This window comes from Acidovorax sp. LjRoot66 (assembly GCF_964253305.1).
GTDB lineage: Bacteria > Pseudomonadota > Gammaproteobacteria > Burkholderiales > Burkholderiaceae_C > Acidovorax.
The window spans coordinates 712208-736642 of sequence record NZ_CAXUQU020000001.1; the positions used below are offsets into that span (position 1 = coordinate 712208).

Consider the following 24435-nt stretch of genomic DNA (forward strand, 5'->3'; position numbering starts at 1 on the left):
TGGCGCCCAGGGCCGTGAGGGCCTGGCCCATGGAGGGCAGGGACTGCAGGGCCGGTCCGAAGCGGGTCACCAGGCCTGCCGTGGCCACCTCGATGCTGCCATCGTCCGCCACGGTCGCGCCATCGGCGCGGCCGGGCACCACACGCACTTCCAGCGGCACCACGGGGAAGCTCACGCCGCCCAGGGTCCAGGTGACGCTGCCATCCGCAGCCTGCGCCGCGCTGGTGATGCCAACGGTGCGCAGGCCGTTGTTGACCAGGGTTTCCAACGGCGTGCTGCCGCCCGTGCGGGTGGGCACGCCCGCAAGGCGCACGAAGCCCCCGCTGGCATTGATGCCGGCCGGCAGATCGGCGCGCACTACCGGGTCACCCAGGCCGGTACCGGCCACAGTGCCCAGGCGCACGCTCAGCACCTTGCCGGTGCCGTCCAGCCGTGCCACTTCGCCGCTGTACACCGTCACGGCGGCGGCCCCGTTGGCTGCCGGTGGCAGTGCAATCCGGCCTTCGCGCACAAACACGCTCCACGACTGCGGGGTGCCTGCTGCGGCGCGCGGGGTCGTCACCAGTGTCACCGACACCACGCCACTGCCCAGAGAGGTCAGTGGCAGGTTGCCCTGGCTGGTGGACAGCAGGGCCACCACCGTGCCCTGGCTCACCGAGCCACTGAGCGTCACCTGGGAGTCGCCGGAGGGCGATGGGTTGAGCACCAGGGCCACCTGGGGCTGGCCGTTGGCTCCAATCAGCGTCACCACGGTGAGCACCGTGGCCGTATCGGACTGGGGCTGGATGCTGAAGGTCTGCCCGCCTATCACCAGGGTCACCGGCGCAGGGGTGCCGCCGTTGCCTGCAGGCGGCAACGTGATGGTGGAGCCACCCGATTGCGGGCTGAGCGTGATCGTACTGCCTGGCGCAGCCGTCACCTGGACGCTGCCGCCCACGGTGACCGGTGTGCTCGGCGTCACCGCCACACTGCCTTCCGTCACGATCGGGCCGGTGGGGGTGGACGGGCCGCCGGAGCTGCTGGGCACCAGGGCCGTATAGATCAGCACCGGGCTGCTGGCACTTTCGTTGCCGGCAGCATCCCTGGCCTTGAGCGTGAAGTTGTGCACCGCGAAAGCCAGGCCGGACACCGTCACCGAGAAGTTGCCGCCCGTGGCCGTGGCGCTGCCCAGCAGGGTGGCGCCTTCGTAGACCTCCACACGGCTATCAGCCTCTGCTGTGCCGCGGAGGACAAGGGAGGGGCCCTCGCCCGACGCGTTGTTGGCAGGCGTGGTCACCACCGGCGCCGTCGGAGCGCTGATGTCGTACTTCACGCCCGTGATGGAGGCGGCCACCGCGGCATTGCTGGCCGCATCGGTCGCACCGAACGCGAAGGTGTACACCGCACCGTCCACCAGGTTGAGGGGAGCCGTGCAGCCATTGGCATCGGCGGTCAACGCCACGGTGTGGGCGCCGGCCGTCAGGGCCGTGCCCTGCAGCATGCAGGTGTGGGGCGATGCGCCATCGGCAACCCCGCCCGACTGGGTGGCGGTGATGAGGGCACTGACCACGGCCTTGCTGAGCGTGAAACCCAGGGTGCTGCCAACCTTGATGGCGCTGTTGCTGGCAGGCGCCAGGGCGCTGAACAGGGGGGTGTTCGTGTCGCGCGCCAGTTGCAGGTCCAGCGAGGGTGTGCTTACATTGCCCGCCGCATCGCGCAGGGTGATGCTGTAGATCGCCTGATTGCCGTTGGCGATGCCGCTCGTATCGAGCGGGACGTTGACCTTGCCGGTCCCGTCGATGACCAGGCTGGTGTTGGCGCCGTTGACCCAGACCTGGGCACCGACTTCTCCCCGGACTTCCACGATGGTGGAGTTGCCGATGGCGTATGCGGGGGGGGTGGCCAGTGTCGGCGCGACGGGTACGCCACTGTCTACCGTGAGGGTGGCGCTGGCGACTGCAGAGATATTGCCCGCCTTGTCGCGCACAAAGCCGTACAGCGTCTTGGGACCATCGCTGGCGAATAGGAAGCCGGGAGGCTGTGTGCCCCAGGTGCAACTGCCCACCGCGTTGGTGTCCAGCAGGCAGTAGCCATCGGTGGTAATGCCCGAACCCGTGTCGGTACCGCTCAAGGCGGCCCCGATGGAGACATTGCGCACGGTGCTATAGCTTGGCAGGCTCAGCTGGGCCACGGGGACTGTGGTGTCGTACGTGATCCCCGCCACTGATGCGGGTGTGGACGTGTTGCCCGCCGCGTCCGTGGCTTCGAAGGCGAAAGCATAGACCGCACCATCGACCAGGTTGAGCGCCGCTGCGCAGCCGTTGGCATCGGCGGTCAAGGCCACTTGGTGGGCGCCTGCGGCCAAGGCAGTTCCCTGCAGGGTGCAGATGTGCGGTGACGCGCCATCCGGCGTGCCGGCGGTGCGTTGGGCAGTGATGCGGGCCGTTGCCGCAGCTTCGCTGAGCGTGAAGTCCAGCGTGCTGCCGGCCTTGATTGCACCATTGGCGACCGGGGCGATAGCGCTGAAAGCCGGGGCCTGGCCATCGCGGGTGAGTTCCACGCTAAGCGCAGCACTGATGTTGCCGGCGGCGTCTCGCAGCGTGATGCTGAAGGTCTGGCGCTGCCCTTCGGCAATGGCGCTGGTGTCCAGCGTGATGGTGGTCTTTCCGCCAGCACCCACGGTCTGGCCGGTGTTCACGCCGTTGACCCAGATCTGTGCACCCACCTCGCCCTGGACCTCCACCTGCATCGCGTTGCCGGTGGCCCAGGAGGGCGTGGTGGTCAGTGTCGGAGCGACAGGCACACCGGTGTCCACCGTGAGAGAGGCGCTGGCGGCTGCAGAGACATTGCCCGCCTTGTCGCGCACAAAGCCGTACAGCGTCTTTGGGCCATCGCTGGCGAAGGGGAAGCTGGGAGGCTGGGCCCCCCAGGCGCAGGTGCCCACGGCGTTGGTGTCTTGCAGGCAGTAGCCGTCGGTGGCGATGCCCGAGCCCGTGTCGGTCCCGGTGAAGGCAGCTCCGATGGGGACGTTGCGCACCGTGCTGTAGACGGGCAGGGTGAGCTGGGCCGTGGGCAGCGTGTTGTCGTAGGTGATGCCGGTGAGCTGGACCGTGGCGGCGCTGTTGCCGGCCGTATCGGTGGCATCGAAGTCGAAGTTGTATACCGCGCCGTCGACCAGGTTGAGCGCTGCCGCGCAGCCATTGGTGTTGGCGGTCAGTGCTACCTGGCGCGCCCCGGCAGCGGCAGCCAGTGCCGTGCCCTGCAGCGTGCAGGTATGGGGTGAGCCCGCGTCGGCAGGGCCCGAGGTGCGCGTTGCCACGATGCGGCCGCTGGCCACCGGTTCGCTGAGCGAGAAGCCCAGCGTGCTGCCGATCTTGAGTGCGCCGCTCGAGGCCGGAGACAGGGCTGTAAAGGCGGGTGACAGGGTGTCGTAGGTGACGCCTGTGGTCGTGGTGGCTGTCGACACATTGCCCGCCACATCCGTCGCGACAAAGGTCAGCGTATAGATAGCGCCTTCCACCAGCGCGGTATTGGCTGCGCAGCCATTGGCGCCCGTGCCCAGGGCGATGCTGTGCGCGCCGGAAAGCAGCGCACCGCCCTGCAGGGTGCAGGTATGCGTCGCAGGATCCGCGCTTCCCCCTGTGCGGTTGAAGCTGATGCTGGCGCTGGCGGCGTTCTCGCTGAGCTGGTAGTCCAGCATGGCGCCGTTCTTCAGGTAGCCTGAGCTGGCCGGCTGCAGACCGGACCAGGCGGGCTGGGTGCTGTCACGGGTGATGCTCAGCGTGCTGTTGGTCAGCACCGTGGCATCGGCCCGGGTCTGGATGGCAAAGCTCTTGTTGCCATCGGGCGCAGGCGTGTTCACGGTCGTGATCAGCGTGCCTTGGGCGTCGAGCGTGCCGACGTTCGCGCTGTCCACCCAGACCGTGGCATTGGCCGGGCCGGTCACCTTGACCTGGGTGGCATTCTGGTTGGTGTAGCCGTTCACCACCTGGGCCACGCCCGTCGAGAAGCCGCCAGCATGGTTGCTGTCGCCCGAATAGTCGGCGGAGATGGTGTGTACGCCCAATGGCAGGCCCGCTGCGCTGCAGCTGGCCTCGCCCTGTCCCGTCAAGGACAGGGCGCCGCACCCGGCAATCGCTGCCAGCCCGGTGCGCAGGCCCACGGTGCCTGTGGCGGCATAGAAGGGGCCGCGCACTTCCACGGAAAGTGGTGCGGACGCACCCGCCAGGATGGGCGTGGTAGGCAGCACCTTGACCATGGGATTGCCTTCCCACACCACGTTGCCGTTGCCGCCTGCGTCGTTGCCTCCGCCATTGCTGTTGCTACCCAGCACCAGCGTTGCGCCGCTTTCGTCCGCATTCATCAGCGCACCGCCATAGGCGGTCACACCGCCGTTGCTGGAGCCGGAGTTGCCGTTGAAGCTGGAGGTGTTGATGTTGATGGTGGCCGAAGGGTGGCTGATCCAGATGGCTCCGCCGCGCTCGGCTTTGTTCGTGCTGAAAGTGCTGCCGTTCACCGTGAGCAGGCCGATGTTGCGGATCACGCCGCCTTCGCCGCGCGCTTCGTTGCCGGTGAAGGTGCAGTTGGTGACTGTCAGCGTGCCCCGGTTTTCGATGGCGCCGCCGCTGGATTGCGCGTAGTTGTCGGTAAATGCGCAGTTGCTGAGCGTGACGGTGGCTTCACTTGCGATGAATAAGCCTCCACCTGAACTCAACCCGCTGCTGGCCAAGGCGCTGCCCCGCAGGACGGTAAGATTGCTGATGGTGACCGCGATGGCACTGCCCGGCGGAATGTCGAACACCTTCCTTCCTGTCTGCTTCGCTTGCCCACCCTCGATCGTGATGTTGGCTACTCCGGAGCCCGTGATGGTCACGGAACGGGTGATGCTCAATGGAACAGATCCGATCAACTTAATCGGCTTTCCGTTCAGTGCACTGGCGAAAACGATGGTGTTGGGGCCGGCGTCGGCACCCGCACACCCCATTTGTGCGCCGCCCGTGTTGGTACTGGCAATGGCATTGCGTAACGTGCAGCCGCCTGTGCCATCATCCTGTTCGCTCGTGACCATCACTGTTCCTGCATGCGCCTGGCCTGCAGTGCACAAGGCTATTGCCAGTACAGCCATGCCAGTCAGCGGTCGCTGGCGCAGGGCTTTTATCCATCGTTGCATGAAGTCGACTCCTTCGTCGGCCAGGGGCCGGGCAGCGCTTTTGCGCATGCCGTATGGGGTGGTGAGATGGTCAGTTCGGCGAAGGGAAGATGCCCTGCAGCGCAATGATGAAGTTCAGTACCAGGAATGGCGGGCGGTTTTCATGGGGCTGGGAGCCGCCCACGTTCGTGACCGCGCTGCTGTTGCCACCCAGCAGAGTGCCCTGGCCTCCGGTGTAGGGCACATCCACGTTCGAGGCGGCCAGGTAGCCATTGGCCGGCGAGGCCTGGGTGCCCACGGCGGTGGAGGCCTTGATGGTGTGGGTGTGCTCCGGCATTTCCTGCAGGCTTAGGGTATGGGAGTCCGAACCTGCGCGTTCACCGAGCGTGTGCCCGTTGCCTTCCATCAGCGGGCGGCGAGCCCTGAGGTCGGGAAGGGCGAAGTTGACCCGCCCGTCCCCTCCATAGGTGGTGCCGAGCAACGAGAACAGGCCCTGGTTCTGGTTGATGGGCAAGAGCTGCCCATTGCAAAACGCCCAGCCCTTGGGCGGGAAATTGAAACTGCAGATGCGGATCTCGCTCAGAAAGGGCTCAGCCATGGAATGCTCCGGAATGGGTGCTGTGGGGGCGCGTCATGAGCGTGGCGGGAAAACGCCTTGGGTGGCGATATAGAACCCGAGCGTGAGGTAGGGCGACATGTTGTTGTGGGGCGCGCCGGTGCCCGCGCTTGCCATCGCGGTGGCTGCCATCTTTGTGTCGGCGCTCGGTGCGTAGACCGACGAGCGGATGCTCGACTGGGCCAGCAGCGGCCCCGTAGGGACGTCCGTGTCTCCGATGGCGGCCACGCCCGAGAGCGCGTGGGTGTGCGGCGGTATTTCCGTGCTGCGCAGGCTCACGGTTTCCGACCCGCCGCTCTGGCCGATGTCGTAAAGACTCAGCCCAGGTCCCTGGCCTGGCCCCATGGGTGTTCGGCCCATGAGATCTGGCAAGGCAAAGGTGGACTTGCCGTCGCCGCCATAGAAGGTACCCAGCAGGGAGAACAGCGCCGTGTTCTGCGAAATGGGCAGCAGCCGCCCATCGCAGGGCAGCCAGCCTTTGGGTGCGAAATTGAAGGGGAACATGCGGATTTCCGCCACAAACGGATTGGCCATGGTTTGCCTTGCTCAGTTTTGCGACGGGAAGATCCCGTACAGCGAGATGATGAAGTTCACCACCAGATAGGGGGACATGTTGTCGTGGGGCTGTGCGCCCCCGACCTGCTCCACCGCATCCGCCTTGAGCTGCACCGTGGGCGCCCCGCTGCTGGCGTAGCGGAAGTCCCGCGCTGGCGTGATCCCGAGTTTGCCGCCCTGGGGCGAGGCCTGAGTGCCCACGCCATAGACCAGTGCATGGTTGTGCGCAGCCATCTGGTTGAACGTGAGGGTGACCGATTCCACGCCACCTGTTTCGGCAAGGGTGTAGCCGTTGCCGGCGTGCACGGGTGCCCGGCTTTGCAGATCGGGCAGGCCGAAGGTGCTTTGCCCATCGCCACCGTAAGTGGTGCCAATGAGCTGGAACAGGGTTTCGTTCTCGGAGATGGGCAGCAGCTGCCCTTGGCAGAGCATCCAGCCTGCCGGGGCGAAGGTCCCGGCAAACATGCGGATCTCGCCTACATATGGTTGTCCCATGTCAGTTGCTTTCCTGGATGTTCTTGGTGGTCATGTGGCGAGGTAGGTGCCCAGAGCCCTGCTGATCAGGACATCGCACAGCCCCTGGCAGGCGGCAGCGCCGGCCGCGGGCAAGGAGACGGCGGCAAGGGCAGGGCCCTGGTGCAGGCCTTGCAGATGGATGGGCGCCACGGTTTCGCCCGTGGACGGATCGATGCGCACCTCGCCGCGCGGGGTTTGCAGCGCGGCCAGTGCCATGGCCTGGGCCAGCGCAAGGCCGCGTGCCTGCCCGCCACCCTGGACGGCTGCAGCGTGCATGCGCTGCGCCATCTCGAAGCCCAGCAGGTGGAACGGTGTTGGCAAGGCGCTCGCACGGGCGGCCAGGGCGGGGTGGTCGCCGGCATGCGTCCGCGCGGCCCACACCTGACCTGCCACCCGCGGGGAGCGGGCTAGGTCTTCACCCAGCATGCCCGCTGCCACCAGGGGCAGCTGCGCGGACATGTCCGAGGCGTTCCAGAACTGGTGGAACGCTGCGGCATCGGCGCCCGATGCCAGCACATAGACGAAGTCCGGCCGCGTCTGGCGGACCTTCTGGGCCAGCGTGTCCAGGCGGCTGGTGCCGTTGGGGGCGGAGGTGAACAGCATGTCCTGCACCCGTCCGCCCGCCGAAGCGAATCCGCGCTCGAAAGCGGGCAGGTGGTCGAAGGCGCTGTCGGCCGGAGCCGTGGCCACCACGGCCCGGGGACCCAGCGCCTTGGCGGCCCAGCGGCCGGTGGCCCAGGCTGTCTGCCAGTAAGCCAGGCTGTTGCGTACCACCCAGGCGGAGCGGGCCGTGGGAGCCAGGGCATTGGCCCCGGCATCGCCCACGAGCAGCGGCACCCCGTGCTGCGCGAGCAGGGGCTCCCATTGCGCGGCGGTATTGGCACAGACGAAGCCGCCCAGCAGGTCCACGCCCGTGCGAGCCAGGAGTTCGGCTGCCGCCTGCTCGGCTTGGCTCGGGCGGTTGCCATAGACCACGGGCAGGAACTGCAGGGCCGGGCCGGCGGCCTGCGCTGCATAGGCCTGGGCGCCTTCCATCAATTGCGCAGCCATCGAGGGGTATGCCTGGGCCTCAGGCAGCAGCATGCCCACGCGCAGCGGTGCCATGCCCGGTGCGAGCGGCGTCGCGGGCAGCGGCGACTGCACGGCCACCATAGCTGCACCCGTCCCGCCCAGTGCCAGGGCGGAGGCCGTCATCATCCCCGCATGGGCCATGAAGCGGCGCCGGCCTTCCGACGCCAGCAGCGGGCTGCCCGGATGCGTGTATTCCTGCAATTCCATGGAGTTGTGTTCCTCGTTCAATCAGTCCACCGTTTTCGGGTTCTCGCCGTTCTTTCCCGGCCTTCTGGACGCCCGGGTCTTGCCGTGTGGCCATTCCATGCGCTGCACCGCGCCATCGCTGGCCACGCAGGCGAAGCCGCAGCGCTCGTAAAGGCGCAGTGCCGGGCTGTTGGTGCGGGTCTGCAGCTGCAAGCCGACGCCAGCGGCCTTGGCCTCCTGCTGGAGGCGGGCGATGACTTCGGTGCCTATGCCTTTGCTGCGGGCTGACGGGAGGATTTCGATGGCCACGAGCACCCAGCGTTCCGGGGCGCGGCACACTGCCAGCATTCCCACCGGGGTGTCTTCCCACAGCAGGAGGGTGCTTTCCACGGGCGGCAGGTACTGTTCGTACCCGGCCGTGCGAAAGCGGTGCTGAATTTCACAGAAGGCGGTGATCTGCGCATCGGGCCAGCCGATGGCCAGCAACTCCGGCTCGCGCACCGAGCGGTACACGGCGCACAGGAACGCGGCGTCCTGCTCCGTCGCAGGACGCAACGCGAGGGCCTGCTGCTGCTTCGCCGTTGACGCTCCCACTTGCCACACCTTTCTTGCCTCCCATCCGGGCAGGCGCTGCCTGGCGGCGCAGGGCCGCGGAAACTCGAAGTTACACGCAAATTTTAACGATTGCACGTAAAGTTTTACGGACTGGCGCGATTGTGGCCCCGAAGCGGCAGGTCCGCCACAGGCAAATTCTGCATGGGGCCGGTGCCAGGTGGCCGTGGTGCCTGTGTCAGCCCCGCTGGCCGCACGCAGGCAAGGCGTCCAGCTCGCCACGCAGCTGTCCCAGCAGCGCGAGCAACTGCGCTTGGGTGCCTGCATCGCAGCCTTCCAGCAACCGGGCCGACAGCGTCTGGCGCAGGCCGCGCACCGTGTCCTGCAGGGCCTGGCCTTCCGCACTCAGGGCCAGGATGCGGCTGCGGCCGTCCTCCGGGTTAGGGTGGCTGGTGATCCAGCCGCGCTCGGCCAGCTGGGCCACCATGCGCGCCACCTGGGCCTTGTCGGCGCCGCTGTGGCGTACCAGGTCTTTCTGGGTGGCCCCGGGGTGGCGACCGATGAAGCCCAGGGCGCGCACCTCGTTCATCGTCAGACCGGGGTGGATGGCCGCCATGGCCCGCACCATGTGCGCGCGGTACACGTGCATCAGGTCGTGCATCGCTTCAAAGACATCGGCAGGGGGGCGGTTGCGGTGCATTGCAAAGCCAACCGGTTGACAAAGTCAACTTGTTGGGAGATGATCTGGTTGATTAAGTCAACATTTTAAATCATGAGCACTGAAGTCTCCAGCCCCCTTGCCTTTGCCGATCCTCTGGCCATCACCCGCGTGCGCCACACCCTCAAGGCCCGCCATGCACAGGTGCTGCGCCGCACCGAGGTCAGCCCCGGCTTCGTACGGTTCACGCTGGGCGGGCCGGATCTCGCCGACTTCGTGAGCGTGGGCTTTGACGACCACATCAAGCTCATCCTGCCGCACCCAGGCCAGGAGCGCGCCTCGCTGCCGACGGTGCACGATGGCCGCCCGGTGATGTCCGAGCCGCGCCCGGTGCTGCGCGACTACACCCCCGCGCACTACGACACCGCCAAGGGCGAGTTGGACATCGAAGTGGCCCTGCACGACGCCGGCCCCGCGTCGGACTGGGCTGCCGCCGCGGCCGTGGGCCACTGGGTGGGCGTGGCCGGGCCGCGCGGCAGCATGGTGGTGCCCACGGCGTTTGCGTGGCACTGGCTGCTGGGCGACGAGACCGCCGTGCCCGCCATCGTGCGCCGCCTGGCCGAGCTGCCGGCCGAAGCCGCGGCGACCGTGCGCATCCAGGTGCGCAACCCCGCCGACCAGCGGCCCCTGGCTAGCGCCGCGAAGCTGGATCTGCTGTGGGTGGCCTCACTGCCCGAGGCGGCCCAGGCGCTGGCGATCCCCGAAGGCGATGGCTATGTCTGGGCGGCTGGCGAACACGCCGACATGGCAGCCCTGCGCAAGGTGGTGCTGGCCAAGCCGGGCGTGAACCCCAAGCGCATGCGCATCGCGGCCTACTGGAAGAAAGGCGTGGCCGACCACCACGAGGATCTTCCCGCCTGATCCCGCAGCCTAAGGCAGCAAGGCGGTGGCCGCAGCCTGCTGCACCGCCTCGGTCATGCGTTGCAGTGCCTGTACGTTCAGACGCCAGAACTGCCAGTGCAGCGCCACGTCCACTGGCTTGCCGGGTACCAGTTCGACCAGGCGGCCGTCATCGACGGCCTCGTGTGCCAGTTGCTCGGGGCTCATGCCCCAGCCCAGCCCGGCCAGGGTAGCCGCTACGAAGCCTTGGGATGAGGGCAGCCAGTGCACTGGTGGCGCCAGCGCGCGCCGGGCGATGCGGCGCATGAAGCGCTCCTGCAGGGCGTCCTTGCGGTTGAAGACCAGCACGGGTGCCTGGGCCAGCGCTGCGGCGGTCACACCCTGGGCAAAGTGGCGTTCCATGAACGCGGGGCTGGCCAGCGCCCGGTAGCGCATGGTGCCCAGGCGCACCACCTGGCAGCCCTGCACGGGTTGCGGCTCGGCGGTCACGGCGGCCATCACACGGCCCTGGCGCAGCAGCTCGGAAGAATGGTCCTGGTCCTCCACGTGGATGTCGAAGGTGATGGGCGGGGCCCTGCCTTCGCCCGGCTCTGCGGCCCGGGCCATGGCGTCCACGAACCAGGAGGCCAGCGAATCGGCATTCACCCCCAGCGCCAGCCGCACCGGCGCCAGGCCGGCGCTACTGCCCGCAATGCTGCGCAAGGCGTCGGCCTCGCTCAGCGCCATCTGCTGGGCGTGGCGCAACAGGGCCTGGCCGGCCTCGGTCGGGGTGCAGGGCGAGGCGCGGCGGACCAAGACCTGGCCCACGCGCTCTTCGAGCAGCTTGACGCGCTGGGACACGGCCGAGCGCGTGACGTGCAAGGCCAGTGCTGCGCGCTCGAAGCTGCCTTGCTCCAGCACGGCGGCCAGCGCGGCCAGTTGGGCGGTGTCGAGGTGCATTCAGTTTTGCTTACGGGTAGCAAAAAAGTATAGCTTTTCTTTCCCTCCACGGCTGGGCACCATTGGGGCCATGAACCTTTCCTCGGCCTTCGCCAACGGCTTTTCCTCGACCGCTATCCTGATCATCGCCATTGGCGCGCAGAACGCCTTCGTGCTGCGCCAGGGCCTGCGGCGTGAGCATGTGTTGCCCGTGGTGGCCGTGTGCGCGCTGTCCGACGCCATCCTGGTGCAGGCCGGCGTGTGGGGGCTGGGTTCGGCCGTGCAGTCCCACCCCGCGCTGCTCGTGGCCGCACGCTGGCTGGGCGCGGCCTTTCTGCTGGCCTATGCGGCGCGCGCCTTGTTGCGCGCCTGCAAGCCGGCCGCGATGCAGGTAGCAACCGACGGTACGGCGCCCGCCGGTTGGCAGCCCGTGGTGCTCACCGCCATGGCCTTCACCTGGCTCAACCCCCACGTGTACCTGGACACGGTGCTGCTGCTGGGGGCGATCGCCAGCCCCTACCCCCCATCGCTGCGCATGGGTTTCGCGGCAGGCGCCAGCCTGGCAAGCCTGGTGTGGTTCGCCGCGCTGGGCTGGGGGGCACGCTGGCTGGCGCCGCTGTTCGCATCGCCGCACGCCTGGCGCGTGCTCGATGCGGTTGTCGCGGCCATGATGGTCGCACTCGCCGTGGGGTTGCTGCTACATTGAAACCCGGCAGCGCCCTGGGGGTGCGGTGCATAAGGTTACAACGAGAAATTCGTTCGTGTGGAAGCAAGCCCGGTCCATAGTGCAGCGCACAACGACTTTCTGTACAGGCCTACCTTTCATGCGATTCCAATCCCTCATGCTGGCGGCTGCGCTGGCCGGTGCGCTGCCCCTGGCCAGCCACGCCAACACCTTCCGCTGGTCGCGTTCCACCGACCTGTCCTCCTGGGACATCCACGCGCAGAACGTGGGCGTGAACAACACGCTGCATGCAGCGGTGTACGACACCCTGGTCGAATACAACAGCAAGACCTTCAAGCCCGAGCCCTCGCTGGCCACCGAGTGGAAGCGCGTCAGCCCCACGCAGCTGCGGCTGACCTTGCGCAAGGGGGTGAGGTTCAGCGACGGCAGCGATTTCACGGCCGACGACGCCAAATTCTCGCTCGAACGCGCCAAGGCCAAGACCTCCAACTTCGCCGTTTACACCCAGGGCATCGACCGGGTCGAGAAGGTCGATTCCCACACCATCGACATCTTCTCGGAGGTGCCCAACCCCGTGCTCGTGAACCAGCTCACGGAGCTGCGCATCCTGAGCAAGGCCTGGGCCGAGAAGAACAATGCCACGGCGCCCAAGGACATCAAGACCAAGGACGAACCCTTCTCGCACCGCAACGCGTTGGGCACTGGTCCCTTCACGCTCGAGTCGTGGACGCCCGACCAGCGCCTGGTGCTCAAGGCCAACCCCACCTGGTGGGGCAAGGGCAAGTACACGGGCAACGTGACGCAGATTGTCTACACGCCGATCAAGTCCGACGCCACGCGCACAGCCGCGCTGCTCTCGGGCGAACTCGACTTCGTGCTCGACCCGGGCCTGCAGGACCTGCCGCGCGTGCGCCAGACGCCCAACCTCAAGGTCCTCGACGGGGCCGAGAACCGCACCATCTTCCTCGGCCTGGACCAGTTCCGCGAGGAGCTGCCGGGCTCCGACGTGAAGGGCAAGAACCCGCTCAAGGACGTGCGCGTGCGCAAGGCGCTCTACCAGGCCATCGACATCAGCGCCATCCAGCGCGTGGTGCTGCGCGGCCTGGCCCAACCCACGGGCGCCATCATCGCGCGCCAGGTCAACGGCTGGACGCCCAAGGCCGACGCACGCTGGCCCTATGACCCCTCTGCCGCGCAGAAGCTGCTGGCCGAGGCCGGCTACTCGCAGGGCTTCGAGGTCGACTTTGCCTGCAGCGCGGGCCGCTACATCAATGACGAGCAGCTGTGCCAGGCCATCACGGCCCAGTGGGCCAGGATCGGCGTCAAGGCCAAGCTGCGTTCGCTGCCGTTTGCCACTTACTTCCCGATGATCCAGCGCAACGAGGCCAGCATCTACCTGCTGGGCTGGGGCGTGCCGACCTTCGACGCCTTCTACTCGCTGCAGTCGCTGGTCCGTTCCAGCGGTGCCGGCGGCGACGGCAACTTCAACCTGGGGCGCTTCTCCAACCCGCAACAGGACGCGTTGATCGAGCGCATCAAGAAGGAGACCGACACCGCCACGCGCAACGGCCTGATCGAAAAGGCCCTGATCGCCGACCACGAGTTGATCTCGCACATTCCGCTGTACAACCAGATCATCCCCTGGGCGGCCACTCAGAAAGTGGACATCGTGCACCGTGCGGACAACCGCGTCGATTGGCGCATTCTCAAGGTCAACTGACAGCTTTGCCTTCAACCGGCTAGCGTCGTTGGGCAGCCTTGCCGTGCTACAGCACTGTCTGCGGCTTCCCGCCTGCCTATCCGGTCGAATCCAAAGCCGTGGGCACCGGGCTCACTCGCGAAAAAAGCCCTCGCAGCCGTTCTGGCTGCGAGGGCTTCTTTGTTGATCAGAGAGATCAGGCCAGCGCGCGTTGGACGGCGGGGCGCTCCAGCATGCGCGCGGTGTGCGCAGCCACCTTGGGAAACAGCGCAATGTCCACGCCATCCGACTTGAGCCACGAGGCAATGGTGAACAGGTAGGCATCGGCCACCGAATACGCCTCGCCCAGTACCCACGGGCCTTGCAGGTAGTGGTTCTCGATGACGGAGAAGGCCTCGGACATGGTCTGCGGCACCTTGCGCTGCATATCGGCGATGGAGCCGGCCTCATCGGCCCAGCGCCCGGCGCGCCGCCCATGGGCGTGATTCACGTGCACGGTGGAGGCCAGGTAGCTGTTGAACTCCTGCATGCGCGCCAGCGCGAACGGATCGTCCAGAGGGGCGAGCTTCGCGGCCGGGAAACGCTGGGCGATGTAGAGCAGCAGCGCGGTCGTCTCGGAGAGCACACCCTGCTCCGTCACCAGCGTGGGCACGCGGCCCTTGGGGTTGATGGCCAGGTACTCGGGGCTGCGCTGCTGCTGATTGGCAAAGTCCAGTGTCACCAATTCATGGCCGGCGTCGGCCTCCTGCAGGGCAATGTGCGCGGCCAGGGAGCAGGTACCGGGGGCGGAATAGAGTTTGAGCATGGTTGCGTGGTGAAGTAGTAAATCAGTACAAACCGCGGGTGCGGGCCATCAGGCGTGCCAGGCCCAGCAGGGCGGCGGTGTGCGGGGTCGGTGTATCGGTGATCTGGCCCAGCTCATGCACCGCGCCCACCAGGGCGTCGATCTCCACGGGCTTGCCGGCCTCCACGTCCTGCAGCATGGACGTCTTGAAGGCGCCGAGTTTGCGCGTCACGGCGTGGCGGTCCTCGGGCTGCTGGTCGATGGGCAGGCCCAGCTTTTCGCCGATGGCCTTGGCCTCCAGCATCACGGCCGAGACGAAGCCGCGCACCAGCTCGTCGTCCAGGATGCGGTCGGTGGTGGCGCCGGTGAGGGCGCTGATCGGGTTCACCGTGAGGTTGCCCCAGAGCTTGAACCAGATGTCCTTCTGGATGTTCGTGGAGACCTCCACGTCGATGCCGCCGCGCTGCAGCGCGTCGGCCAGGGCCTGCAGCCGCGTACTGGCACTGCCATCGGGCTCGCCCACGATCAGCCGGTTGCCGAAGTGCTGCTTGACGAAGCCCGGTGCCTCCAGCGAGCAACTGGTGTGCACCACGCTGCCCAGCACCTGGCCTGCGGGGATGGAACGGGCGATGGCACCGCCGGGGTCCACCGATTCCAGCGTGCGGCCTTGCGCCGCGCCGCTGCAGCCACCCAGGAACCACCAGGGCACGCCGTTCATCGCGGTCAGCACGACCGTCTGGGGGCCGATCAGCGGGGCCATGGCGCGCGCCACCTCGGGCAGGCCCGGCGCCTTCACGGCCACCACCACCAGGTCCTGCACGCCCAATGCGGCCGTGCTGTCGCTGGCGCGCACGGAGGCGTGCACCACACTGTCATCGGGGCGGCGCAAGCGCAGGCCGTGTTTCTCAAGGGCCGCCAGCGTGGCGCCGCGCGCCACCATGCTGACCTCGCTGCCCGCTTGCGCCAGGGCCAGCCCGATCCAGCCGCCAATGGCGCCGGCGCCGTAGATACATGCTTTCATCGTTGCATTGCTTTCCATATCGAAGGGTGTTCAGTATCCGTTGGGCATTGCGGCTGGGGCGTCCGCGCGAAAGCGCGCCAGCAACTGCCGGGCCGCACTGGCCAGCAGCATGGTATCGACCCCCACGGCCACGAACAGCGCGCCCGCTGCCAGCCACTGGCGCGCCTGTGCTTCGTTGGTGGCCAGGATGCCCGGCGCCTTGCCCGCGCGCAGGATGCGCGCAATGCCCTCGGTGATCGCGGCCTGCACGTCGGGGTGGCCGGGGTTGCCCGGGTGGCCCATCGATGCGGACAGGTCCGCCGGGCCGATGAAGACCCCATCCACGCCGGTTACGGCGGCGATGGCATCCAGGTTGTCCATGGCCTGCACCGTCTCGGCCTGCACCAGCAGGCACACCTGGGCATTGGCCTCGTGCACGTAGTTCGGGTAGGCCTGCCAGCGCGAGGAGCGCGCCAGGGCGCTGCCCATGCCGCGCACGCCCTCGGGCGCATAGCGCGTGGCGCGCACCAGGTCGCGGGCCTGCTCGGCGGTGTCCACCATGGGTACCAGCAGGGTGGTGGCTCCAATGTCGAGGTATTGCTTGATCAGCGCCGTGTCGCCCACGGGCACGCGCGCAATCGCGTGGGGTGGTTGCGCGCCAGCGGGTAGCGCACTGGTTGCGCTGGCCACCGCCTGCAGCAGGTGCAGCTGCGAGCGCAGGTCGTTGGGCGCGTGCTCGCCATCGAGCAGCAGCCAGTCGTAGCCCGTGCCGGCCAGTACCTCGGTGCTGTAGGCATCGGCCAGGGCCAGCCACAGGCCGATTTGCGCGCGGCCTTGGGCCATGGCCTGCTTGAAGGGGTTGATGGGGGTTTGCATGCGTGCGTCTCTTTCTGGCTCTGGTGCAAGGCCGCCATCGTACGGGTTGTGCACACCCTGCGGCGGGCGTGCGCCAATTGCCCCGGCAATGCGCCTTGGCTGGGCTGGCCGGTATAGTCACCAGCCTGCCTTCTGTTTGTCCCCATTTCCCACGCCATGGCCAAAGAAAAAACCGTTTTCACCTGCACCGAATGCGGCGGCACCAGCCCGCGCTGGCTGGGCAAGTGCCCCGCCTGCGGCGCCTGGAACACGCTGATCGAGCAGGTGGCCGAGGCCGGGCCGGGCAAGAACCGCTACAGCGGCGCGCAGTTCGCGGGCCTGAACCAGGCGCAGGCGGTGATGCCGCTGTCGGCCATCGAGGCCAGCGACGTGGAGCGCACACCGAGCGGCATCGACGAGCTTGACCGGGTGCTGGGCGGCGGCATCGTCGAGGGCGGCGTGGTACTGATCGGCGGCGACCCTGGCATCGGCAAGTCCACCTTGCTGTTGCAGGCGCTCGATGCGCTGCAGCGCGCGGGCCTGCCCACGCTGTACGTGACCGGCGAGGAAAGTGGCGCCCAGGTGGCGCTGCGCTCGCGCCGGCTCGGGCTGGACCACAGCCAGGTCAATGTGCTGGCCGAGATCCAGCTCGAAAAAATCCTGGCCACCATCGAATCCATGCAGCCCGCCGTGGCCGTGATCGATTCCATCCAGACGGTGTACTCCGACCAGCTCACCTCGGCACCGGGCTCGGTGGCCCAGGTGCGCGAATGCGCGGCCCACCTCACGCGCGCGGCCAAGTCCTCGGGCGTGGCCATCGTGCTCGTCGGCCACGTCACCAAGGAAGGAGCGCTTGCCGGCCCGCGCGTGCTCGAGCACATGGTGGACACGGTGCTCTACTTCGAGGGCGACACGCACAGCCAGTTTCGCCTGGTGCGCGCCATCAAGAACCGCTTCGGCGCGGTCAACGAGATCGGCGTGTTCGCCATGACCGAGAAGGGCCTCAAGGGCGTGAGCAACCCCAGCGCCATCTTCCTGAGCCAGCACAGCGAGCCCGTGCCGGGCAGCTGCGTGATGGTCACCCTGGAGGGTACCCGCCCGCTGCTGGTGGAGATCCAGGCACTGGTGGACAGCGGCGGCCCCAGCCCCCGGCGCCTGTCGGTGGGCCTGGACAAGGACCGCCTGGCCATGCTGCTGGCCGTGCTGCACCGCCACGCGGGCGTGGCCTGCATGGACCAGGACGTGTTCGTGAACGCGGTGGGCGGTGTGCGCATCAGTGAACCTGCAGCCGACCTGGCAGTGATGCTGTCCATCACCTCCAGCCTTCGCGGCAAGGCGCTGCCGCGCGGCTTCCTCGCGTTTGGCGAGGTGGGCCTGGCGGGCGAGGTGCGGCCCGCACCGCGCGGGCAGGAGCGGCTCAAGGAAGCCGCCAAGCTCGGCTTCAGCGTGGCCGTGGTACCCAAGGCGAATGCGCCCAAGAAGCCTATCGAGGGGCTCACCATCCACGCCGTGGAGCGCGTGGAAGAGGCGATGAATGTCGTGCGCGAGATGGGCTGAAGGCTTTCAGCCTTTCAGTTTCGCGGAGTCAGAAGGATTCCCAGTCTTCGTCCGAGCCCTTGGCCTTGGGGGCGGGCCTGGCGGCGGCCGGTGCCGGGGCTTTGGCGGCCGCAGGTGCGGGCTTGGGCGCCTGCAGTTTGCGGGTCGCGCTGCCAAGTGAAGTGACTTTGGCAGTGGCCGTCGCGGCTGGGCGCGGCACCGGGGCGCGGGCAGGGGCCGGCCGGGGCGCGGGCGCAGCAGCCGCCGGCTGGTAGCCCACATTGAACACCGACACCACCTCGGCCAGGCGCTGGGCCTGATCGCGCAGCGACGAGGCGGCGGCGGCGGATTCCTCGACCAGCGCGGCGTTCTGCTGCGTCATCTGGTCGAGTTGGGTCACGGCCACGTTCACCTGGGCAATGCCGTCACGCTGTTCGGACGAGGAGGCGGTGATCTCGCCGATCAGGTCCGACACGCGGCGAACGCTACTGACGATCTCGTCCATGGCCTGGCCGGCCTGGGTGACCTGCTCGGATCCGGTCTCCACCGATTCCACCGACGCCGTGATCAGGCCCTTGATCTCCTTGGCCGCCTCGGCGCTGCGCTGCGCCAGGCCGCGCACCTCGCTGGCCACCACGGCAAAGCCCCGGCCCTGTTCGCCGGCCCGGGCCGCTTCCACGGCGGCATTGAGCGCCAGGATATTGGTCTGGAATGCGATGCCGTCGATGGTGCCGATGATGTCGGCGATCTTGCGCGAGCTGTGGGTGATGGTCTGCATGCTGGTCACCACCTGGGCCACCACCTCGCCACCCCGACCGGCGGCCTGCGCAGCCGTGCTGGCCAGCTGGTTGGCCTGGCGTGCGGTGTCCGCCGACTGGGTCACGGTGGCGGTCAGCTCCTCCATGCTGGCGGCGGTTTCTTCCAGGTTGGCGGCGGTCTGCTCGGTGCGCGACGAGAGGTCGTGGTTGCCGGTGGCGATCTCCACCGAGGCGTTGGACATCGAATCCACGCCGCTGCGCACTTCCGACACCAGGCCGCGCAGCTTGGCCGCCATTTGCGAGACCGAGCGCAGCAGGTGGCCGAACTCGTCCTGGCGGTCATCCGAGGACTGCACGGTGAGGTTGCCACCGGCAATGGCGTCGGTCAGCTGCACCGCATCGTTCAGCGGCCGGGTGATCGAGCGCACCAGCAGGAAGGAAAGTGCCAGTCCCAGCAGGAACACCACGGCCTGGATGGTCCAGGCCAGCGCGCGGGCACGGGCCATGGCGCCTGCAGCCTCCTGCTTGGCCGTGTCGCGCTGCGACTGCTGCAGCTGCACGAAGGCTTCCAGCGAATCCACGTAGCGGCCGATGGCGCCCAGGTATTTCGACTCCACGAAGGTCTTGAAAGCGGCAGCATCGCCGGCCAGCTTGATCTCGCGGGCCTGCTTGTTCAGCGCCAGCACATTGGTGCGTTCGCTGGCCACGCGCTCCAGCGCAGCTTTGTCGGCGGGGCTGGTGGCCAGTTCCACCACCTTGGACTGGATGCCGGAGATGCCGGTCACGCCTGCCTTCACGCGTGCGTCGAACAGCGTGGTCAGCTCCGCATCGGGCGTGGAATTGCTGGCCAGCACGCGCTCGCCCGTGGTTTCGGTCGCGCCTTTCCATTGCTGGGCCAGGGAGATGCGCTGTTCGAACGCCTCCAGCGACGCCAGGGTCTGCGCCATGACCTGCGAGGCCTGGTATTGCGACCAGAGGGAGACCAGCAGCATGGCACCCAGCAGGCCCACGATAGACCCCCAGAGCTTGGGGGAAAGGCGTATGTTGTCCAGTTTCATGGCTTGTGCTTGCGCAGGCGTCACCCGGCGTATCAGGTTGTATCAACTGGCGAGGGTAAACCGCAGCGCACGGTTGCGCCATACGCCAGGCACCCGTATGCATTTGATGTAGCGTTTGCACAACGAATCTGCAGCCCGGGCCATGCTGGTGCGGCCTGCGCGGGATTTGGGCGCCCATCGGGGGGCAGTACCCGCAGGACCTGCGGTCTTCACGTACGGCGGCACGCGCTGGCCATATGACAATACCGCCCATGAATTTGCGCAATATCTTTGTTCCGCTCGCTGCCGTGGGTGCCCTGGTGTTCGGTTTTGTGTCCTATGGGTGGCCCGGCGTGGCCGCTGTGGGGGGCGGGCTCCTGATGTGGGCGCTGCTGCACTTCACGCGCCTGATGACTGTGCTGAAAAAAGCGGCAGACAGGCCCATCGGCCATGTGGGCAGCGCCGTCATGCTCAACGCCAAGCTGCGGGCCGGGGTGAACCTGATGCATGTGGTGGCCATGACGCGCTCGCTGGGACAGCTGTTGTCGGACGATGGCGCCCAGCCTGAGCTGTACCGCTGGACGGACGGCAGCCGCTCGTTCGTGACCTGCGAGTTCAAGAACGGCAAGCTCGTGAAGTGGGAGCTCGTGCGCCCGGCGCAGGAGGAAGAGGTGCCGCCCGCAGTTGCCCCAGTGGCCGAGGTGCCGCCAGCCCCGTAAAATCGCTCTTTTGCGACCCACAGCAATTCAAAGGACACCCATGAGCCCCGTAGTTCCCTCAATGGCCGACCGTGACGGCAAGATCTGGATGGACGGCCAGATGGTGGATTGGCGCGACGCCAAGATCCACGTGCTGAGCCACACCCTGCACTACGGCTGCGGCGCGTTCGAAGGCGTGCGCGCCTACAAGACCGCCGACGGCACGGCCATCTTCCGCCTCGAAGAGCACACCGACCGCCTGTTCAACAGTGCCAAGATCCTGCGCATGAAGATCCCCTTCAGCAAGGAAGAAGTGAACGAGGCGCAGAAGGCCGTAGTGCGCGAAAACAACCTGGAGTCGGGCTATCTGCGCCCATTGACCTGGATCGGCTCGCAAAAGCTCGGCGTTTCGCCCAAGGGCAACCAGATCCACCTGATGGTGGCCGCCTGGGCCTGGGGCGCCTACCTGGGCGAAGAGGGCATGCAGCGCGGCATCCGCGTCAAGACCAGCAGCTACACCCGCCACCACGTGAACATCACGATGACCCAGGCCAAGGCGGTGAGCAACTACACCAACTCCATCCTGGCCAACATGGAAGCGCTGGACGACGGCTACGACGAAGCCTTGCTGCTGGACAGCAGCGGTTTCGTGAGCGAAGGCGCGGGCGAGAACATCTTCGTGATCAAGAACGGCGTGATCTACACCCCCGACCTGTCGGCCGGCGCCCTGAACGGCATCACCCGCAACACCGTGTTCCACATCGCCAAGGACCTGGGCCTGGAGATCGTGCAAAAGCGCATCACGCGCGACGAGGTCTACATCGCCGACGAAGCCTTCTTCACCGGCACGGCCGCCGAAGTCACGCCGATCCGCGAGCTCGACCGCATCGAGCTCGGCAGCGGCAGCCGAGGCCCGATCACCGAGAAGATCCAGAGCGCCTTCTTTGACATCGTCAACGGCCGCAATCCCCAATACGCCCACTGGCTGGCAAAGGTCTGAACCATGTCCCAAGCTGCGATCGAACTGCTGGCCAAGGACTTGAACGCCCAGGGCGGGGTCTTCTGCCCGAGCCCCAAGGCGGACATGAAAATCTGGAACAACCACCCCAAGGTCTATCTGGACGTGGCCCGCAGCGGAGAGGCCAAGTGCCCCTACTGCGGCACGGTGTACCGCCTCAAGGCGGGCGAGCACGTGCACGCTGGCCACTGACGGATGTCGGCGGCCGCTGGCGACGCGAAGGTGTCGCCCACGCTCACGGTGGCGGTGCTCACGCACAACGAAGCGCACCGTATAGAAGCCTGCCTGCGCAGCGCCGCTTTTGCCCACCAGGTACTGGTGGTTGACAGCGGCAGCACGGACAACACCGTCGCCCTGGCCCAGGGCCTGGGTGCAGAGGTCCATTCCTACCCCGACTGGCAGGGCTTTGCCGTGCAGCGCAACCGCCTGCTCGCCCATTCGCGGGGTGACTACGTGTTCTTCCTCGATGCCGACGAGGTCATGACCCCGGCCTTCCAGCAGGAGCTGCAGGCCATCGTGCGCTCGGGCGCGCGCGGCGTGTGGACCATCCGCTGGCGCATGGTGGCCTTTGGCCAGGAGCTGCGCTATTTTCTGTCGCAGTCGCGCATCGAGCGGCTGTTCGTGCGCTCCATGGTCCGTGAATTCACGGGCGTGGTGCACGAGCAGGCGCAGCTGCACCCCGAACCCGGTGGTGTGGCCGTGCCGCGCCATCTGGTACGCGCCCGCCTGCTGCACTACACCCGCAACTCGGTGCGCACCAGCCTCGAAAAGCTCACCCAGTATGTGATGCTGGGCGCCGCCAAGCGGGCCGAGGCGGGCAAGCGCGGTGGCGTGCTGCGCGGCCTGGCCTCGGGCGGCTCGATGTTCCTGCGTCTGTATGTGTTCCGCCTGGGCTTCCTGTGTGGGGGCGCGGGCTTCCTGTACTGCCTGTTCGTGGCGCTGGAGGGCTTCTTTCGGTATGTCGCCCTGCACTACGACCGCGACAGCCTCACCGGCCGGGTGATACGGTGATGGTCAGGTCCTACCGCTGGTTCGGGCGCTGCGCGAGCATCGGCGCATTCATGGTGCCTGGCCTGGCCCTGTGGCTGCCCTCGGGCTATTCTTATGGCGCGGCGCTGCTGCTGCTGGCGGCGCTGGCCAGCGCGCCAGTGTGGTGGAAGCGCCCCGCCCCCCGCGCCGCCTGGTGGCTGCTGGCCGCCTTTTCGTGCATGGCCGCCCTGTGGCTGCTCGACGTGGGCGCCACCTGGGGCTGGGGCAGCATGGACCGCCCGGTCAAGTACCTGCTGGCGCTGCCGTGCATCTTCTACCTCATGACGTTCGAGCCGCGCGCCTCCTGGCTGTGGATGGGCGTGGCGGTGGGCGCCGTCGGCAGCGGCCTGGTGGCCATCTACCAGATTGGCGTGCAGGCGCTGCCGCGCGCCAGTGGCTTCACCAATGCCATCCAGTACGGCAACCTGAGCATGCTGCTGGCCGTGATGAGCGGCCTGCTGCTGGTGGTGCAGTGGAAGCGCTGGGTGGCCTGGCAGCGGCTGCTGCTCACGGCCGCCATCGTGCTCGGCGCGGTGGGCTCGGTGCTGTCGCAGTCGCGCGGCGGCTGGCTGGCGCTGGTGTTGCTGTTGCCCGTGTGCGCCTGGCTGCTGGTGCGCACCACGGGCCAGCGCCGTGTGTACTGGGGCCTGTGTGCCCTGGCGCTGGCCGCTGCGGCCTTGTCGCAGGTGCCGGCCGTCGAGCAGCGCGTGGACGAAGCGCGCCAGGAGGTGCAGACCTACCAGCAGCGCGGTGATGGCCGCAGCTCCGTGGGCCAGCGCCTGGCCCATTGGCACTTGGCCTGGCAGATGGGCTGGGACCGGCCGTTCACCGGCTGGGGCCGGGCCGGCTACGAGCAGGAGAAGGCGCGCCGCGTCGCTGCTGGCCTGGCGCACCCCGTGGTGCTCGAATTCGGCCACGCGCACAACGAGGCGCTCGACCTGTTCGCCAAGCGCGGCCTGCCTGGCGTGCTGCTGCTGCTGGCGTTCTACGGCATTCCGCTGGTCATGTTCTGGCCCACGGCCCGGCGCATCCGCGACGGCGCGGGCAAGATGGACCGCGAATCGCTCTCGCTGTGCCTGGTGGGCGTGATGCTGCCTTTGTCGTACATCGGCTTCGGCCTGACCCAGGTCTTCTTGGCGCACAACAGCGGCAACATGTTCTACCTCTTCATGTGCCCTCTGGTGCTGGCGGCCCTGCATGAGCGGCGCGCCCGCATCGGCTGCGGCCGCCCCTTCTGACGACAGGTATCCTCCATTCCATGCACATCCTGCTGGTCAACAACTCCTCCATCCCGGTGTACGGCTACGGCGGCACCGAGCGCGTGATCTGGGACCTGGGCAAGACCCTGGTGCAGTTGGGCCACCGCGTGAGCTACCTGGTGCCCGAGGGCTCGAGCTGCGACTTCGCCCAGGTGCTGCCGATCAAGCCTGATCAGCCCTGGGACAGCCAGATCCCGGCCGACGTGGACATCACCCACTTCCAGTTCAACCCGCGCAGCGAACCCTCGCGCCCCTACCTCGTCACCGAGCACGGCAACGCGCGCAAGCCCAAGCCGCTGCCGCTGAACACGGTGTTCCTCTCGCGCAACCATGCCGCGCGCTATGGGTCGACTGAGTTCGTCTACAACGGCCTCGATTGGTCGGCCTATGGCCCGGTGGACTTCGAGCGCCCGCGCTCGCACTACCACTTCCTGGGCAAGGCGGCCTGGGGCGTGAAGAACGTGGCCGGCGCCATCAAGGTGGCCAAGCTGGCCGGTGTGGAGCTCGACGTGCTCGGCGGCAACCGCATCAACTTCAAGCGCGGTTTTCGCTGGACGCTGTCCCGCCGGATCCATTTCTTCGGCATGGTCGGCGGCCAGCAGAAGAACGAGCTGCTTAACGCCTCGCGCGGCCTGATTTTCCCCGTGCGCTGGCACGAGCCCTTTGGCCTGGCGGTGATCGAAAGCCTGTACTTCGGCTGCCCGGTGTTCAGCACGCCCTACGGCGCGCTGCCCGAACTCGTGCCTGCCGAGTGCGGCAGCCTGTCGGCCAGCGCCAGCGAACTGGCCGAGGCCGTGCGTGCCCACAAGGCCGACCCGCGCGCCTGCCACGCCCATGTGCAGCAGCACTTCAGCGCCGAGGCCATGGCACGCGGCTACCTGCGCTACTACGAGCGCGTGCTGGCCGGCGAGGTGCTGCACCGCGAGCACCCCGTTATCCAAGGCACGGCCCGCGACCTGCCCTGGACGCGCTGAGCT

21 protein-coding genes and 1 pseudogene are annotated in these 24435 nt (G+C 67.6%); 10 read left to right on the forward strand and 12 right to left on the reverse strand.

Annotated elements, in window-relative coordinates:
* Window positions 1-1063: 1063 nt before the first annotated feature.
* From ACSQ3Y_RS03315 to ACSQ3Y_RS03345, 7 genes and pseudogenes are all read right to left on the reverse strand, one after another.
* Window positions 1064-5197: pseudogene (locus ACSQ3Y_RS03315) on the reverse strand (beta strand repeat-containing protein); the annotation flags it as partial.
* Between the two features lie 22 nt (window positions 5198-5219).
* Window positions 5220-5726: a phage tail protein gene (locus ACSQ3Y_RS03320; protein ID WP_436176439.1), complete on the reverse strand. Its 507-nt coding sequence runs from the start codon at window positions 5724-5726 to the stop codon at window positions 5220-5222.
* Between the two features lie 33 nt (window positions 5727-5759).
* On the reverse strand, window positions 5760-6278 hold the full coding sequence (locus ACSQ3Y_RS03325) for a phage tail protein (RefSeq protein WP_436176440.1): 519 nt from the start codon (window positions 6276-6278) through the stop codon (window positions 5760-5762).
* Between the two features lie 12 nt (window positions 6279-6290).
* A complete protein-coding gene (locus ACSQ3Y_RS03330) occupies window positions 6291-6764 on the reverse strand; it encodes a phage tail protein (protein WP_436180077.1) in 474 nt (157 codons plus the stop codon).
* 60 nt (window positions 6765-6824) lie between these two features.
* Window positions 6825-8093 carry an ABC transporter substrate-binding protein gene (locus ACSQ3Y_RS03335; protein WP_436176441.1) on the reverse strand — a complete coding sequence of 423 codons (1269 nt, stop codon included), beginning with the start codon at window positions 8091-8093 and terminating at the stop codon, window positions 6825-6827.
* Between the two features lie 21 nt (window positions 8094-8114).
* Window positions 8115-8627 carry an N-acetyltransferase family protein gene (locus ACSQ3Y_RS03340; RefSeq protein WP_436176442.1) on the reverse strand — a complete coding sequence of 171 codons (513 nt, stop codon included), beginning with the start codon at window positions 8625-8627 and terminating at the stop codon, window positions 8115-8117.
* Between the two features lie 235 nt (window positions 8628-8862).
* Complete coding sequence (locus ACSQ3Y_RS03345; protein WP_057202673.1) at window positions 8863-9324, reverse strand: MarR family winged helix-turn-helix transcriptional regulator; 462 nt, start codon at window positions 9322-9324, stop codon at window positions 8863-8865.
* Between the two features lie 72 nt (window positions 9325-9396).
* Between ACSQ3Y_RS03345 and ACSQ3Y_RS03350 the strand changes: the two genes are divergently transcribed.
* On the forward strand, window positions 9397-10203 hold the full coding sequence (locus ACSQ3Y_RS03350; RefSeq protein ID WP_436176443.1) for a siderophore-interacting protein: 807 nt from the start codon (window positions 9397-9399) through the stop codon (window positions 10201-10203).
* A 9-nt stretch (window positions 10204-10212) separates the two neighbouring features.
* Here the strand turns inward: ACSQ3Y_RS03350 and ACSQ3Y_RS03355 are convergent, their stop codons facing one another.
* Entirely contained in the window at window positions 10213-11121 is a 909-nt protein-coding gene (locus ACSQ3Y_RS03355) for a LysR family transcriptional regulator ArgP (RefSeq protein WP_428002805.1), read from the reverse strand.
* 70 nt (window positions 11122-11191) lie between these two features.
* Between ACSQ3Y_RS03355 and ACSQ3Y_RS03360 the strand changes: the two genes are divergently transcribed.
* Entirely contained in the window at window positions 11192-11806 is a 615-nt protein-coding gene (locus tag ACSQ3Y_RS03360) for a LysE/ArgO family amino acid transporter (RefSeq protein WP_436176444.1), read from the forward strand.
* Window positions 11807-11924: 118 nt separating this feature from the next.
* Complete coding sequence (locus ACSQ3Y_RS03365) at window positions 11925-13505, forward strand: ABC transporter substrate-binding protein (RefSeq protein WP_436176445.1); 1581 nt, start codon at window positions 11925-11927, stop codon at window positions 13503-13505.
* Window positions 13506-13680: 175 nt separating this feature from the next.
* Here ACSQ3Y_RS03365 and ACSQ3Y_RS03370 read toward each other — a convergent pair whose 3' ends face one another.
* Genes ACSQ3Y_RS03370 through ACSQ3Y_RS03380 form a run of 3 tightly spaced genes read right to left on the reverse strand, consistent with a single transcriptional unit; the run spans window position 13681 to window position 16144 of the window.
* A complete protein-coding gene (locus tag ACSQ3Y_RS03370) occupies window positions 13681-14289 on the reverse strand; it encodes a glutathione S-transferase family protein (RefSeq protein WP_057202668.1) in 609 nt (202 codons plus the stop codon).
* A 22-nt stretch (window positions 14290-14311) separates the two neighbouring features.
* Complete coding sequence (locus ACSQ3Y_RS03375; RefSeq protein ID WP_057202667.1) at window positions 14312-15289, reverse strand: 2-dehydropantoate 2-reductase; 978 nt, start codon at window positions 15287-15289, stop codon at window positions 14312-14314.
* Between the two features lie 30 nt (window positions 15290-15319).
* A complete protein-coding gene (locus ACSQ3Y_RS03380; RefSeq protein ID WP_428002801.1) occupies window positions 15320-16144 on the reverse strand; it encodes an aldolase/citrate lyase family protein in 825 nt (274 codons plus the stop codon).
* Window positions 16145-16300: 156 nt separating this feature from the next.
* On the opposite strand from ACSQ3Y_RS03380, the gene radA reads away from it, so the two are divergent.
* Entirely contained in the window at window positions 16301-17680 is a 1380-nt protein-coding gene (radA, locus tag ACSQ3Y_RS03385) for a DNA repair protein RadA (protein ID WP_057202665.1), read from the forward strand.
* A gap of 28 nt (window positions 17681-17708) precedes the next feature.
* Here radA and ACSQ3Y_RS03390 read toward each other — a convergent pair whose 3' ends face one another.
* Window positions 17709-19475: a methyl-accepting chemotaxis protein gene (locus ACSQ3Y_RS03390; protein WP_436176446.1), complete on the reverse strand. Its 1767-nt coding sequence runs from the start codon at window positions 19473-19475 to the stop codon at window positions 17709-17711.
* Window positions 19476-19726: 251 nt separating this feature from the next.
* On the opposite strand from ACSQ3Y_RS03390, the gene ACSQ3Y_RS03395 reads away from it, so the two are divergent.
* The 6 genes from ACSQ3Y_RS03395 to ACSQ3Y_RS03420 are packed head-to-tail and all read left to right on the forward strand — an operon-like array spanning window position 19727 to window position 24432.
* Entirely contained in the window at window positions 19727-20173 is a 447-nt protein-coding gene (locus ACSQ3Y_RS03395) for a glycerate kinase (RefSeq protein ID WP_436176447.1), read from the forward strand.
* Between the two features lie 40 nt (window positions 20174-20213).
* Complete coding sequence (locus ACSQ3Y_RS03400) at window positions 20214-21152, forward strand: branched-chain amino acid transaminase (RefSeq protein WP_057202662.1); 939 nt, start codon at window positions 20214-20216, stop codon at window positions 21150-21152.
* A 3-nt stretch (window positions 21153-21155) separates the two neighbouring features.
* Complete coding sequence (locus tag ACSQ3Y_RS03405) at window positions 21156-21362, forward strand: zinc-finger domain-containing protein (RefSeq protein ID WP_057202661.1); 207 nt, start codon at window positions 21156-21158, stop codon at window positions 21360-21362.
* Between the two features lie 3 nt (window positions 21363-21365).
* The gene (locus tag ACSQ3Y_RS03410; protein WP_436176448.1) at window positions 21366-22181 is read left to right on the forward strand and encodes a glycosyltransferase family 2 protein; all 816 of its coding nucleotides are present in this window, start codon (window positions 21366-21368) and stop codon (window positions 22179-22181) included.
* Window positions 22181-23437, forward strand: coding sequence for an O-antigen ligase family protein (locus tag ACSQ3Y_RS03415; RefSeq protein WP_057202659.1), 1257 nt, complete (start codon window positions 22181-22183; stop codon window positions 23435-23437). The genes ACSQ3Y_RS03410 and ACSQ3Y_RS03415 overlap by 1 nt, the downstream gene beginning before the upstream one ends.
* Before the next feature lie 20 nt (window positions 23438-23457).
* Window positions 23458-24432 carry a glycosyltransferase gene (locus ACSQ3Y_RS03420; RefSeq protein WP_057202658.1) on the forward strand — a complete coding sequence of 325 codons (975 nt, stop codon included), beginning with the start codon at window positions 23458-23460 and terminating at the stop codon, window positions 24430-24432.
* Window positions 24433-24435: the final 3 nt, after the last annotated feature.

Bases quoted from the DNA above. Each gene is read 5' to 3' on its own strand.
- ACSQ3Y_RS03320 (WP_436176439.1), bottom strand. From the start codon at position 5,726: ATGGCTGAGCCCTTTCTGAGCGAGATCCGCATCTGCAGTTTCAATTTC.
- ACSQ3Y_RS03325 (WP_436176440.1), bottom strand. From the start codon at position 6,278: ATGGCCAATCCGTTTGTGGCGGAAATCCGCATGTTCCCCTTCAATTTC.
- ACSQ3Y_RS03330 (WP_436180077.1), bottom strand. From the start codon at position 6,764: ATGTTTGCCGGGACCTTCGCCCCGGCAGGCTGGATGCTCTGCCAAGGG.
- ACSQ3Y_RS03335 (WP_436176441.1), bottom strand. From the start codon at position 8,093: ATGGAATTGCAGGAATACACGCATCCGGGCAGCCCGCTGCTGGCGTCG.
- ACSQ3Y_RS03345 (WP_057202673.1), bottom strand. From the start codon at position 9,324: ATGCACCGCAACCGCCCCCCTGCCGATGTCTTTGAAGCGATGCACGAC.
- ACSQ3Y_RS03350 (WP_436176443.1), top strand. From the start codon at position 9,397: ATGAGCACTGAAGTCTCCAGCCCCCTTGCCTTTGCCGATCCTCTGGCC.
- ACSQ3Y_RS03355 (WP_428002805.1), bottom strand. From the start codon at position 11,121: ATGCACCTCGACACCGCCCAACTGGCCGCGCTGGCCGCCGTGCTGGAG.
- ACSQ3Y_RS03360 (WP_436176444.1), top strand. From the start codon at position 11,192: ATGAACCTTTCCTCGGCCTTCGCCAACGGCTTTTCCTCGACCGCTATC.
- ACSQ3Y_RS03365 (WP_436176445.1), top strand. From the start codon at position 11,925: ATGCGATTCCAATCCCTCATGCTGGCGGCTGCGCTGGCCGGTGCGCTG.
- ACSQ3Y_RS03370 (WP_057202668.1), bottom strand. From the start codon at position 14,289: ATGCTCAAACTCTATTCCGCCCCCGGTACCTGCTCCCTGGCCGCGCAC.
- ACSQ3Y_RS03375 (WP_057202667.1), bottom strand. From the start codon at position 15,289: ATGAAAGCATGTATCTACGGCGCCGGCGCCATTGGCGGCTGGATCGGG.
- ACSQ3Y_RS03380 (WP_428002801.1), bottom strand. From the start codon at position 16,144: ATGCAAACCCCCATCAACCCCTTCAAGCAGGCCATGGCCCAAGGCCGC.
- radA (WP_057202665.1), top strand. From the start codon at position 16,301: ATGGCCAAAGAAAAAACCGTTTTCACCTGCACCGAATGCGGCGGCACC.
- ACSQ3Y_RS03390 (WP_436176446.1), bottom strand. From the start codon at position 19,475: ATGAAACTGGACAACATACGCCTTTCCCCCAAGCTCTGGGGGTCTATC.
- ACSQ3Y_RS03395 (WP_436176447.1), top strand. From the start codon at position 19,727: ATGAATTTGCGCAATATCTTTGTTCCGCTCGCTGCCGTGGGTGCCCTG.
- ACSQ3Y_RS03400 (WP_057202662.1), top strand. From the start codon at position 20,214: ATGAGCCCCGTAGTTCCCTCAATGGCCGACCGTGACGGCAAGATCTGG.
- ACSQ3Y_RS03405 (WP_057202661.1), top strand. From the start codon at position 21,156: ATGTCCCAAGCTGCGATCGAACTGCTGGCCAAGGACTTGAACGCCCAG.
- ACSQ3Y_RS03410 (WP_436176448.1), top strand. From the start codon at position 21,366: ATGTCGGCGGCCGCTGGCGACGCGAAGGTGTCGCCCACGCTCACGGTG.
- ACSQ3Y_RS03415 (WP_057202659.1), top strand. From the start codon at position 22,181: ATGGTCAGGTCCTACCGCTGGTTCGGGCGCTGCGCGAGCATCGGCGCA.
- ACSQ3Y_RS03420 (WP_057202658.1), top strand. From the start codon at position 23,458: ATGCACATCCTGCTGGTCAACAACTCCTCCATCCCGGTGTACGGCTAC.